The sequence below is a fragment of the Rahnella sp. NRRL B-41462 genome, assembly GCF_003263525.1.
In the GTDB taxonomy this organism is placed as follows: Bacteria; Pseudomonadota; Gammaproteobacteria; order Enterobacterales; family Enterobacteriaceae; genus Rahnella; species Rahnella aceris.
On record NZ_JYDF01000075.1, the window covers coordinates 38,619 to 51,030 of the forward strand.

The following is a 12,412-nucleotide window of genomic DNA, read 5'->3' on the forward strand; positions in this document are numbered from 1 at the left end:
TACGGTTATGCTGAGCAAACGTTTTCTATTTTTCGCGGAATAGCTGCTCATATGTCTGAACCCTGGCGCCGGTTACCTGCCCTTTCCCTCAAGCAAATTCAATACTTTGTGACGCTGGCACAACTGCGCAGTTTCACCGATACGGCGAATCGTCTGGCGATCAGTCAGCCCGCGCTGAGTAGCGCGCTTCGGCAAATTGAATCGGTATTAGGGGGCAAACTACTCAACCGGACGGCACAAGGTGTGAGTCTGACTGAACAGGGTGAGGCTGTTCTGCCATATGCAGAACGTTTATTGAATACCGCGCTTAGTGTTTTCGATGATATGCAGCAAATTATGCGTCAGGGCGGGGATGGCACATTACGCATTGGATTAGTACCTTCGGTGAGTACATTGTTATTTCCGGTCGTTCCACAATTACTGGCGGAATATTTCCCTGATATGCGTGTGGAATTTCATGACCTGACAAACGATGCATTATTACTGGAACTGGAGAACGGATCAGTGGATTTTGGTATCGGTGCAACAGACAGTACAGTGCCGGAATCCATAGCTGTTTATCCACTGCTGGAAGATCCTTTTGTGGCGGTTATCAGACGCGACGATCCGCTTTCTCAGGATCACAATATTCCCTGGCGACAACTGCTGAAAAGAGATATTGCCTTGTTCTCAAAGGGGAATGTTAGCAGGCTGGTGACATCACTGAGTGAGAGTCATCGTTTGAATTTACGGGTGAGTTATCGCGTAGATTTTCAGGAGACGTTATATGGACTGGTGCGTTCGCGTCTGGCATTAGCAATATTACCAGAGTTATATACTGCAACACTTAACGATAATGAATTAACAGTGATTCACTTGCAGCAGCCCACATTAAGCAGAACAGTGGCGATGATGCGCAAACCCGCACCATTGCGTTCACCTAAAACGGAACAATGTTTTCAGTTTCTGTTGCAAACATTTCATCGGCAGATCAAAGAGAAAGTAGAAAAACTTAACTCAAAGATATAGTTAAATAATATTAACGATAATATGGTTAAATATTAACCAGCCAGACCGGGGGATATTCCGGCCTGGCTTTATAGATCAGCGTACAAATTTCCAGACTGATACCGGGATTTTATCGTACAACTTGTTCATCGTTAGCTCCGCTAAACGATGGTCAGCTGCCGAGTAAAACAATTCCAGCTCGTCGTCGGAAAGTTCGTACTTATTTTTTTCAATAACACGTTCAAGTGTATCGATAGTGGTGCATTTTCGTAAACGCATCAAATAGTCGATTTTGTTCATCTTAGCCTTTTGATTTTTATCTGATGACTGCATATAAATTATTACTCAAGTCTTCATTAGGGTACAGATGTAGTCCCCTGAGAACATTCTGAATAACCGCTTCTTGGTCTTTTGCCATTGGCGTAAATCAGAATCGTTAATTCCATAATTACTGAACAGCGTGTAGGTATCATCCAGATACTCTTCAACCAGATCACTTAAATGGTTATCGTCTGGATACTTAATTTTAAAACTCATCACAAAGGATGCAATGTGCTCAATCAGTTCATTGAGCTGCAAGTTAACAGCCGAAGTCGGATCGTTAACCCAACCATGATGACTGTCACCCAGTGTCGCAATCCCTTCATCATACAGCATTTCATTCAGGTAGCGTAACTGAGCGATATCGTGCCGCTTAGGCGAGTACTCATCCATATCATCCCCTCCGTAATGGTTTATTCGGTGTTGATAACACTCTGTGAGTAAACAACAAAACTTAATGGCTTACAGGAAACGGCTCTCACTAAAACGCTATGAACTGGCTTAAACATCAAAGACAATCACAATGAACAGTGTTCGGGATGAGGTTTAAAGGATTTAATATACAGCCGGTATTTTAAATATAATTCATTTTTAGAAAGCTGTGCAAACGTATTACTCAAACTTACAATTCTTCAGCCGTTGAGCCTTTGAAGGACTCAATAATATCAAACTCCAATCCGTCAGGTTTAACCCAGAATCTGACACTTTGCTTCGTTAACTCATCAGCATTAATGTCCAGACAACCATTGAAAATCGTCCATTTGAACTGGTAAGTCATTGAATAATAGTTTTTGCCAATTTGTGTTATTGACACGATCTGCAAAGAATTTGTTTCATAACGTGCATTTTCTGAAAAATAAGTTAAATCTCCAATTAAGGACTCTTCAATTTCAGACAAAGCAGGTTCAATAATCTGTTGTAACTCATCAACCGTAAGAATATTCCCATTAATATCACAATGGATCAATTTCTTCAAAGGCATTTACCTCTTAAGCACATATCCCTTCATTATCGCATATTTTCATCAGGATGTGTTTTGGGCAGAGAAAAAAATTTCCAAACCAAAATTCCATAACTTTTTGATTGTAGTGCAAATTACAACTCATTCATCAATTTTTACTCTTTTTTAACAGTTAAGATCCGTGTTCTCTCAAAAACGGCCTGCTATCCCTTCTGCCGTAAAAAACTGAAACAGTTCATGTATTGATACTCATACCCCACTGTGATGTTATATTATAACTTTTCGGAGGGGGTATGACAAAAACACTCTTTACACTTTCTGCGCCGGTACGCTGCGTCGCTGTACTGGCTGTGCTCGCTTTGTTATGGGCAGCTATTTACTGGGCAATTTCACTACCATGATTTTTGTTAATGACCTCGAAGTGGGGTATGACCGTCAGGCGGTGGCCATGCCCCTTAACGGACAGTTTTGTCCGGGCTCCCTGACGGCTGTCATTGGTGCCAACGGTGCCGGGAAATCCACCTTTCTCAAAACATTGGCCGGTTTGCAGCAGACTGTGGCAGGGAATATTACTTTTACGGGCGGGAAACGCCCCCGACTGGCGTATTTGCCACAGCAGGCTGAGCTGGATCGCAGTTTCCCTATCAGCGTGTTTGATCTGGTCGCGATGGGATGCTGGCCGCAAAGCGGGTTATTCGGTGGCATAAACCAACGGTCTGCGATAGCCGTCGATAAGGCGCTGGAGACGGTGGGGATGACGGAAATGTCGCATCTGCCCGTAGGATCGCTTTCTGGCGGGCAATTGCAACGTACGCTGTTTGCCCGCTTACTGGTGCAACAGGCACCCCTCATTATGCTTGATGAACCGTTCACAGGTATCGACACTCAAACCATCGATTTACTGTTAAAAGTCATCGCGCAATGGCATCAGGAAGGAAAAACTGTCATCGCGGTTTTGCATGATATTTCGATGGTTGCACGACACTTTCCGCACGTGCTTTACCTCAGTGGACAGCAGAATTTATGGGGAAGCGCACAGGATGTCCTCGGGCATTTTCCTCATCAGGCGCATGCCTGCATTTCGACAGAACCTTTCTCCCTGACGACGGGAGTCGCAAATTCATGATGCTTTTTCATCTGCTTGCCGATCCTTTCATTGAATTCGGCTTCATGCGGAGGGCTTTGATTGCCTGCATCGCATTATCAATCAGCGCCACGCCATTGGGCGTTTTCCTGTTATTACGCCGGATGAGTCTGGTGGGTGATGCACTTTCGCATGCTGTTTTACCCGGCGCAGCGATTGGCTATCTGATCTCGGGGATGTCGCTGGTCGCCATGGGGATTGGTGGTTTTATCGCAGGCCTGGCTGTTGCGATGCTGTCCGGGCTGGTGAGTCGTCGTACACAATTGAAAGAAGACGCCAGTTTCGCCGGTTTCTATCTTGGCTCTCTGGCACTTGGGGTCACGCTGGTTTCCCTGCGCGGTTCGAGCGTGGATCTTTTACATGTGCTGTTTGGCTCAATTCTTGCCATCGATTCATCCGCCATGATTATGGTCGGTATTATCGCCAGTCTTTCTTTACTGGTCTTGGCATGCATTTACCGTGCACTGGTCATTGAGTCATTTGATTCGCTATTTCTGCGCGTCAGCGCCGGAAAATGGCTGGCAGCGATCCATGGAATGTTTCTGGCGCTGGTAGTGATCAATCTGGTGGCGGGTTTCCAGATCCTCGGCACTCTGATGTCTGTCGGGCTGATGATGTTGCCTGCCGCCAGTGCCCGTTTCTGGGCTCGCGACCTGCCTCATACCTTACTGAGCGCGATGATTATTGGTGTGATTGCCAGCGTTGTAGGACTCATCTGGTCTTATTATGCTTCGTTGCCCGCCGGGCCCGCGATAGTGCTGAGTGCGACAGTGATCTTCTTCATTTCGGTTTTATTCGGAAAGCGGGGCGGCATGTTAACCGCCTCGCGAAGTTAAGCAGCAATACGTTAATAAGCAGTACCACAATTAAGGGGACATGATGAAATTATTACCTGTATCACTCGCAGTAGCTGCCCTGCTGTCGAGTCCGCTGGCGATGGCTAAAACCGTCAATGCGGTAGCCAGCTTTTCAATTCTTGGAGATATCGTTCAGGAAGTGGGGGGGGAGCATGTGAAAGTCACGACGTTAGTCGGACCGGACGGTGACCCGCATAGCTTCGAACCTTCACCTAAAGACAGCAAAGCCATCAATGCGTCTGATGTTGTCTTTGTCAGCGGTCTGGGCCTGGAAGGGTGGATCGATCGCCTGGTGACTGCATCGGGTTATAAAGGTCATCTGGTAACAGCATCGGAAGGCGTAAATTCCCGCAAAATGGAAGAAGACGGTAAGCAAATCACCGATCCTCATGCATGGAACAGTATGGCGAATGGCGTGATTTATGCCACTAACGTGATGAATGCACTGATCAAAGTGGATCCAGAAGATGCGGATTATTTCCGTCAGCGCGGCACTGCTTATATTGAACAATTGCAAAAGCTGGATGCGTGGGCAAAAACTGAATTTACCGGTATCCCACAGTCGAAACGTAAAGTGCTGACCAGCCATGATGCCTTCGGCTATTTTGGTCAGGAATATCACGTCAGCTTTATGGCGCCCGTTGGTTTTTCTACGGAAGCTGAAGCAAGTGCCAGTGGTGTGGCTTCTCTGATTAAGCAGATTAAAGCAGAGAAGGTGAAAACTTACTTCATCGAAAATCAGACCGACCCGCGTCTGGTTAAACAGATAGCAGCAGCCAGCGGTGCTGAGCCAGGGGGGGAGTTGTACCCTGAAGCATTGTCCGGCCCGAAAGGACCAGCGACAACTTACGTGAAAGCGTTTAAGCATAACGTTGAGACGATTGTCGCCAGCATGAAATAAGATCTTCGCTCCTCACGGCTATGCTGTGGGGAGCTTTACATCATGTCTTAGCATAAGAAAAAGCCCTGTCGGGCAAGCGACGGGGCTTTTGTTTTTAGTACAGAAGGAATGAGAAGACGAGGTGTTAACGCTTTTTCTTCTTACCTTGTACGGCTTTAAAACGTGGATTGCTTTTGCAAATCACATAAACCCTGCCTTTGCGGCGGACTACGCGGCAATCCGGATGACGATTTTTCGCTGAACGTAATGAACTCAGAACCTGCATAACGATTTCCCTGATGTCATTTATTTCTTACCGAGGAAGCTGCCGAAGCGTTGGTTAAAGCGCGCGGTACTGCCTTCTTTGGAATACTCTTTCTGCTTACCGGTGTAGTAAGGGTGAGAGGCTGAAGACACTTCAATGCTGATATACGGGTAGGTAGCGCCTTCCAGTTCAATGGTGCGCTCCGTCGAGATAGTCGACCCAACTTTGAAGTATTCGTCAGCACTGGTGTCGTGAAAAACCACGGTGCGGTACGCAGGATGGATAGTGGGTTTCATAATGCCTCTAAGTGTTATGTTATACTATAACATTAATTATGCACTCATCCTTTTTCCGGTTCAAGTCTCAGGCGAAAAAAAAGGCCGCATAAGCGGCCTTTCGTTTAGATGGGAGATCCGGTTACAGCGTCGGATGCTCTACTTTGTGCGTATGTTCGATATCCTCGTTCTTCTTACCAAAGCGGCGACGAACCACCACGAAGAAGACCGGAACAAAGAAGATCGCCAGCAGGGTCGCCGTGATCATCCCGCCCATTACGCCGGTACCTACAGCGTTCTGTGAGCCGGAACCTGCACCGGAACTGATAACCAGCGGCATAACACCAAGGATGAACGCCAGCGATGTCATCAGGATCGGGCGCAGACGCATACGAACCGCTTCAAGCGTTGATTCGATAAGACCTTTGCCTTCTTTATCCATCAGGTCTTTGGCGAATTCAACAATCAATATGGCGTTCTTCGCAGACAGCCCGATAGTGGTCAGCAGACCCACCTGGAAGTATACGTCGTTGCTCAAACCGCGCATCGTAGCTGCAATAAGTGCACCGACAACACCGAGCGGAACCACCAGCATAACCGAGAACGGTATTGACCAGCTTTCGTACAACGCTGCCAGACACAGGAAGACGACGATCAGGGAGATAGCGTACAAGGCCGGAGCCTGGTTACCTGACAAACGTTCCTGATAAGACAGGCCAGTCCAGTCATAGCCGATACCGTTTGGCAGTTTAGAAGCCAGAGACTCCATCATCGCCATGGCAGCACCCGAACTTTTACCCGGAGCTGGCTGACCCAGAATTTCCATTGATGGCAGGCCGTTATAACGTTCCAGACGCGGTGAGCCGTATTCCCATTTCGCACTTGAGAACGCGGAGAACGGCACCATCTGGCCTGCGCTGCCACGGACATACAGATTGTTGATGTCTGATGGCAACATACGGTATTTATTTTCAGCCTGAACGTACACTTTCTTCACACGACCACGATCGATGAAGTCGTTGACGTAGCTACCACCAACCGAGGCACCCAATGTGGTGTTGATGTCGGAAATTGAAACGCCAAGTGCCGTTGCTTTTTCCTGATCAATCTCGATTTTGTACTGTGGTGTATCTTCCAGACCGTTCGGACGAACCTGAGTCAGCAAGTCAGGATGTTGAGCCACCATGCCCAGCAACTGGTTACGTGCTTGTGTCAGTTTGTCATGCCCAAGGTTAGCCTGGTCAATCAGCTGGAAGTCGAAGCCTGTCGCCGTACCCAACTCAACAATCGCGGGTAAGTTGAACGGGAACACCAGTGCATCTTTAATGGTACTGAACGCACCCATTGCACGGCCTGCAATCGCAGGAACCTTGTTTTCAGCGCCGCTACGCTCAGACCAGTCTTTCAGACTGACGAACGCGATACCGGTATTCTGACCACGACCTGCGAAGCCAAAGCCGTTAACCGTAAACACCGAGTTCACGTTAGCTTTTTCTTTGTTCAGATAGTAATCGGTAACTTCATCGAGCACTTTCTGCGTACGTTCCTGGGTTGCACCTGCTGGCAATTGCGCCATGGTCAGGAATACACCCTGGTCTTCTTCCGGCAGGAAGGAGGTTGGCAGGCGGATAAACAGGAATGCCATGCCGACAACGATCAACAGATAAATCACCAGATAACGACCGGTGCTGCGCAGAATGTTGCCTACGCTGTCGGTGTAGTGGTGCGTACTTTGCTCGAATTTCTTGTTAAACCAGCCGAAGAAACCTTTCTTCTCGTGATGCTCGCCTTTGGCAACCGGCTTAAGCATGGTCGCACAAAGCGCAGGCGTCAGGATCATCGCCACCAGAACCGACAGCACCATGGCAGAAACGATGGTGATGGAGAACTGACGGTAGATAACACCGGTTGAACCGCCGAAGAAGGCCATCGGGATGAATACTGCGGACAGCACCATCGCGATACCGACCAATGCACCCTGGATTTGCTCCATGGATTTTTTGGTGGCTTCTTTAGGCGGCAGCCCCTCTTCGACCATGACGCGTTCGACGTTCTCGACGACGACGATGGCGTCATCGACGAGCAAGCCTATCGCGAGCACCATCCCGAACATCGTCAGGGTGTTTATCGAATAACCGAATGCCGCCAGGATTGCAAAGGTGCCCAGCAAGACCACAGGAACCGCGATCGTTGGGATCAGGGTTGCGCGGAAGTTTTGCAGGAACAGGAACATCACCAGGAATACCAGGACGATGGCCTCGAACAGCGTTTTACCGACTTCTTTAATCGAGATTTTTACGAACGGCGTAGTGTCGTATGGGTAAACAACTTCTAAGCCAGCCGGGAAGAACGGTTCAAGTTTAGCCAGCGTGGCTTTTACTGACGCTGCGGTGTTCAGGGCGTTCGCACCCGTTGCCAGTTTGATACCCAAACCTGACGCAGGTTGTCCGTTAAAACGGGCAATAACGTCGTAGTTTTCACCACCGAGTTCGATTTTAGCCACATCTTTCAGGCGAACCTGAGAACCATCCTGATTCACTTTCAGAATGATTTTGCCGAATTCATCCGGTGACTTCAGACGGGTCTGGGCCACGATAGAGGAGTTCAACTGCTGGCCCGGAACCGGTGGCGTACCACCCAACTGACCGGCTGCAATCTGGTTGTTCTGAACTTTGATGGCGTTAATCACGTCCACCGGTGTCAGCTGGAAGTTGTTCAGTTTGTTCGGATCCATCCAGATACGCATCGCGTACTGAGCACCGAACAGCTGGACGTCACCCACACCGGCGGTACGGCTGATAGGATCCTTGACGTTGGAACCGACGTAGTCGGCGATGTCATCCTGAGTCATTGAACCATTGTTGGAAATAAAACCGGCCACCATCAGGAAGCTGCTGCTCGATTTCTCAACGGAGATACCCTGTTGCTGAACTTCCTGCGGCAGCAACGGCGTTGCGAGCTGCAGTTTGTTCTGAACCTGTACCTGTGCGATATCCGCGTCAGTACCTGAAGCAAAGGTCAGGGTAATCTGAACAGTACCGGATGAATCACTGGTCGACGACATGTACATCATGTTGTCGATACCGTTCATGTTCTGTTCAATAACCTGAGTAACGGTATCCTGTACCGTTTGCGCATCCGCGCCCGGATAGGTTGCGGTCAGCTGTATAGCCGGTGGCGCAACGGTTGGATACTGCGCAATTGGCAATTTAAGAATTGCCAATCCCCCCGCCAACATGATTATGATGGCGATCACCCATGCAAAGATGGGACGATCTATAAAAAACTTAGCCATGAATTACCGGCTCCTATTAAGACTTCGTCGCTGTAGCGGGCGCTGCTGCGTTTTGATCGACTTCCTGTGCAGTAACCTGTACGCCTGGCTTAATTTTTTGCAGTCCTGTCACGATAACTTTATCGCCACTTTTTAAACCGTCGGTAACAACCCATTTGTCGCCAATAGCTTGTGTTGTGGTCACAGTACGAAGTTCAACTTTATTGTCAGCGCCGATAACCATCGCTGTTGCATCACCACGTGGGTTACGGGTGATACCTTGCTGCGGAACCAGCAGTGCGTTGTTGTTAACACCTTCATCAAGACGTGCGCGCACAAACATACCCGGCAGCAGGGAATCATTTGGATTCGGGAAGATGGCTCGTAAAGTAATGGAACCGGTGGTTTCATCAACAGTCACATCAGAGAATTCTAATGTACCCGGCTGTGAATATTCTTTACCGTTATCCATCAGCAGTTTGACTTGCGCTTTACCGTCAGCCTGTTTCAGTGAACCGTCAGCCAGTTCCTGTTTCAGACGCAGGAAATCATTGCTGGACTGTGTTACGTCAACGTAGATAGGGTCGAGCTGTTGCACGGTTGCCAGCGCAGTGGCCTGGCCGTTAGACACCAGTGCACCTTCTGTCACAGACGATTTACCGATACGTCCGCTGATCGGGGAGGTCACTTTGGTGTAAGCGAGATTGATGCGTGCAGACTCAACGGCTGCTTTCGCACTGACTACTGCAGCATCAGCCTGTGCCGCAGTTGCGACAGCCGTATCGTAATCTTGCTTGCTGATGTAACTGGTACCGAGCAGAGGCTTGTAACGTGTCACGGTAAGACGGGAAATTTGTGCATTCGCCTGAGCTTTTACCAGATCGCCTTTAGCGCTGTCATACGCGGCCTGATAAGTGGCAGGATCAATTTGATATAAGGAGGTACCGGCTTTGATGTCGCTACCTTCAACGAAGTTACGTTTGAGAATGATACCGTTAACCTGCGGGCGCACTTCAGCAATGCGAAAAGCAGCAGTACGACCAGGAAGTTCGGTAGTCACATTAAGCGGTTCAGTTTTCAGGGTAACGACGCCAACCTGCGGAGCCTGTGGCGCACCTTGCTGAGCTTCTTTATCGTTACATCCTGTAAGTGCTAAGCTTCCGGATAGCATCAGAACTACCGCCAGAGGCGTTAACCCTCTGTTTTTGTTCATAAATAAACCTCAAGTGTCCGATTTCAAATTGTCCAATGGATCACAACATCCCAAATCCATTGCTGCGCTTTTAGTATGTGCGTGCTATGTTACATACATTCAAGAATGTATGTAAATCAAACTCCCCATAAAGATAAACCTATGGCACGAAAAACCAAATCACAGGCACTGGAAACCAGACAACAGATTCTGGATGCTGCTGTGCGTGAATTTTCTGCCCGTGGAGTATCGTCGACATCACTGACTGATATTGCAAATGCAGCCGGTGTGACGCGGGGCGCAATTTATTGGCATTTCAGGAACAAAGTGGAACTGTTTAACGCGATCTGGGAAGCTTATGAATCCCGGATAAAAGTGCTCGAAGTAGAGTATCAGACAAAGTTTCCGAATAATCCACTGCGTATTTTGCGCGAAATCCTTATTTACATACTGGTCGCCACCGTCACAGATAGCCAGCGTAAAGCATTGATGGAGATTATATTCCATAAATGTGAATTTGTTGGGGAGATGACATCGGTTCATGAAGCGCGCAAAGCGCTCTATATGGAAGGATACGGTAAAATTGAGCGTATTCTCGTACGCTGCATAGAAGAAAAGCAACTCCCGGCCAATCTCGATACCCGCCAGGCCGCAGTTATTTTACGCGCCTATCTCTCCGGTTTAATGGAAAACTGGTTATTTATTCCTGAAAGCTTTGATTTAGAAGGCAATGCCGGAAGGTTTGTGGATACGTATATAGATATGCTCCGCCACTCATCCTTTCTTACCATGATAAAATAACGTCTTACTGCTTTCCGCTGTATTAATAAGCCTGCAAATCTGTTCTCCATTTTGGCGACAAAATAAACACACTGATGTTGTATTCAGATACGCTTTTCTCCTTCCTTTCATCGTGAACGCTGCTATTGTCATCACCTATTATTCATTTGGTATGAGTTGACACCGACGTATGTTTATCTGGTTTCTGGCCGCCGCTTCTGACGTAATTTCTCTCCTGAAAAAAAAGGGAATGGCAGGTTTTTTTACGTTTGTGATATGCGTTGCATTGTTTCTTTTCTCCTTCCCCGGTCATGCTGCCAGTAATGATATTCCGGGCCGTAATGAAGTTCAAAACCAGCTTGATGCGTTAAATCGCCAAAAAAACCTGACGCCGGTCGATAAGCTATCGCAACAGGATTTGATCCACACGCTGGAATACCTTGATGCGCTCGATCGGGTGAAACAGGAAGTTAATCAGCTGCAAAAACAGGTCGCAGAAGCACCGCAGAAGTTACGGGTGGCGATGGATGGCCTCGAGCAAATCAAAAACAACCCCAAAGATGACGTCAACAAAGCGCAACTTGGCGCTTTATCGCTGCGTCAGCTGGAAAATCGTCTTAACGATACCCTCGATGATCTTCAGTCTTCTCAGGAAGATTTATCCACATTCAATACCCAGCTGATTTCCCTGCAAACCCAGCCGGAACGCGTGCAGAACGCGATGTACACCTATTCGCTGGCTATCCAGAAAATCCGCAATCAGCTCAATGGCATGTCGCCTGGTCAGCAAGATTTACGAACTACTCAGCAAAATATGCTCGTGACGCAGCAGGCTTTGCTGACTGCGCAGATTGATCTGCAACGTAAGAGCCTCGAGGCCAACACTACGTTACAGGATTTACTGCAAAAACAACGCGATTACACCAATGCGCACATCAGCCAGCTGGAACATACCGCGCAGCTGTTGCAGGAAGTGGTCAACGGAAAACGGCTGATTTTGTCTGAACGCACGGCAAAAGAAGCACAGACCCCGGACGACACCTCGGACATCCAAAATGATCCGCTTGTTGCGCAGGAACTGGGGATTAACCGCCAGCTCAGTGAACGCCTGATTGCCGCCACGGAAGAGGGCAACCAACTGGTGCAGAAAAACATCACGGTGAAAAACTGGCTCGACCGTTCGGCGCAGGCTGAGCATGACCTCAAAGAGCAAATCACTGTACTGAAGGGCAGTTTATTGCTGTCGCGCATTTTATATCAGCAACAACAAAATACCATCCCGCCTTCCGGCCTGATAACGGACATGAGCACGCACATTGCCGATCTGCGTCTCGAACAGTTCAAGATCAATCAGCAGCGTGATGCCTTATTCCAGGGCGACAGCTACATTCAGGGCGTAGTGGCCAACAGCAAAGAGACGATTAACGGCGATATCAGTGATGCACTGGATCAGATTGTCGACATGCGACGTGAGCT

12 protein-coding genes and 1 pseudogene are annotated in these 12,412 nt (G+C 48.3%); 6 read left to right on the forward strand and 7 right to left on the reverse strand.

Annotation, left to right across the window (positions count from 1 at the left end; translation table 11 throughout):
- Nucleotides 1–51: 51 nt before the first annotated feature.
- The gene (locus UC14_RS17820; protein ID WP_013576618.1) at nucleotides 52–1,008 is read left to right on the forward strand and encodes a LysR family transcriptional regulator; all 957 of its coding nucleotides are present in this window, start codon (nucleotides 52–54) and stop codon (nucleotides 1,006–1,008) included.
- A 75-nt stretch (nucleotides 1,009–1,083) separates the two neighbouring features.
- Here UC14_RS17820 and UC14_RS17825 read toward each other — a convergent pair whose 3' ends face one another.
- The 3 genes from UC14_RS17825 to UC14_RS17835 form a co-directional block, all read right to left on the reverse strand.
- On the reverse strand, nucleotides 1,084–1,287 hold the full coding sequence (locus tag UC14_RS17825; RefSeq protein WP_013576617.1) for an HHA domain-containing protein: 204 nt from the start codon (nucleotides 1,285–1,287) through the stop codon (nucleotides 1,084–1,086).
- Between the two features lie 45 nt (nucleotides 1,288–1,332).
- On the reverse strand, nucleotides 1,333–1,701 hold the full coding sequence (gene tomB / locus UC14_RS17830; RefSeq protein WP_013576616.1) for an Hha toxicity modulator TomB: 369 nt from the start codon (nucleotides 1,699–1,701) through the stop codon (nucleotides 1,333–1,335).
- Nucleotides 1,702–1,930: 229 nt separating this feature from the next.
- Nucleotides 1,931–2,290, reverse strand: coding sequence for a hypothetical protein (locus UC14_RS17835; protein ID WP_015690306.1), 360 nt, complete (start codon nucleotides 2,288–2,290; stop codon nucleotides 1,931–1,933).
- Between the two features lie 343 nt (nucleotides 2,291–2,633).
- Between UC14_RS17835 and UC14_RS17840 the strand changes: the two genes are divergently transcribed.
- The 3 genes from UC14_RS17840 to UC14_RS17850 are packed head-to-tail and all read left to right on the forward strand — an operon-like array spanning nucleotide 2,634 to nucleotide 5,171.
- A complete protein-coding gene (locus UC14_RS17840) occupies nucleotides 2,634–3,395 on the forward strand; it encodes a metal ABC transporter ATP-binding protein (protein ID WP_112198132.1) in 762 nt (253 codons plus the stop codon).
- Nucleotides 3,392–4,249 carry a metal ABC transporter permease gene (locus tag UC14_RS17845; RefSeq protein ID WP_013576613.1) on the forward strand — a complete coding sequence of 286 codons (858 nt, stop codon included), beginning with the start codon at nucleotides 3,392–3,394 and terminating at the stop codon, nucleotides 4,247–4,249. The genes UC14_RS17840 and UC14_RS17845 overlap by 4 nt, the downstream gene beginning before the upstream one ends.
- Before the next feature lie 43 nt (nucleotides 4,250–4,292).
- Nucleotides 4,293–5,171 (forward strand): metal ABC transporter substrate-binding protein, encoded by an 879-nt coding sequence (locus UC14_RS17850; RefSeq protein ID WP_013576612.1) that lies wholly within the window; start codon nucleotides 4,293–4,295, stop codon nucleotides 5,169–5,171.
- Between the two features lie 124 nt (nucleotides 5,172–5,295).
- On the opposite strand, the gene ykgO is transcribed toward UC14_RS17850, so the two are convergent.
- From ykgO to UC14_RS17870, 4 genes are all read right to left on the reverse strand, one after another.
- The gene (ykgO, locus tag UC14_RS17855; protein ID WP_013576611.1) at nucleotides 5,296–5,436 is read right to left on the reverse strand and encodes a type B 50S ribosomal protein L36; all 141 of its coding nucleotides are present in this window, start codon (nucleotides 5,434–5,436) and stop codon (nucleotides 5,296–5,298) included.
- Nucleotides 5,437–5,456: 20 nt separating this feature from the next.
- On the reverse strand, nucleotides 5,457–5,711 hold the full coding sequence (locus tag UC14_RS17860; protein ID WP_112198133.1) for a type B 50S ribosomal protein L31: 255 nt from the start codon (nucleotides 5,709–5,711) through the stop codon (nucleotides 5,457–5,459).
- A gap of 121 nt (nucleotides 5,712–5,832) precedes the next feature.
- Complete coding sequence (gene acrB / locus UC14_RS17865; RefSeq protein ID WP_013576609.1) at nucleotides 5,833–8,985, reverse strand: multidrug efflux RND transporter permease subunit AcrB; 3,153 nt, start codon at nucleotides 8,983–8,985, stop codon at nucleotides 5,833–5,835.
- A 16-nt stretch (nucleotides 8,986–9,001) separates the two neighbouring features.
- Nucleotides 9,002–10,177 (reverse strand): efflux RND transporter periplasmic adaptor subunit, encoded by a 1,176-nt coding sequence (locus UC14_RS17870; RefSeq protein ID WP_013576608.1) that lies wholly within the window; start codon nucleotides 10,175–10,177, stop codon nucleotides 9,002–9,004.
- A 141-nt stretch (nucleotides 10,178–10,318) separates the two neighbouring features.
- Here UC14_RS17870 and acrR point away from each other — a divergent pair, with 141 nt between their 5' ends.
- Nucleotides 10,319–10,957 carry a multidrug efflux transporter transcriptional repressor AcrR gene (gene acrR, locus UC14_RS17875; RefSeq protein WP_013576607.1) on the forward strand — a complete coding sequence of 213 codons (639 nt, stop codon included), beginning with the start codon at nucleotides 10,319–10,321 and terminating at the stop codon, nucleotides 10,955–10,957.
- 229 nt (nucleotides 10,958–11,186) lie between these two features.
- Nucleotides 11,187–12,412, forward strand: a pseudogene (locus UC14_RS17880) (mechanosensitive channel MscK); the annotation flags it as partial.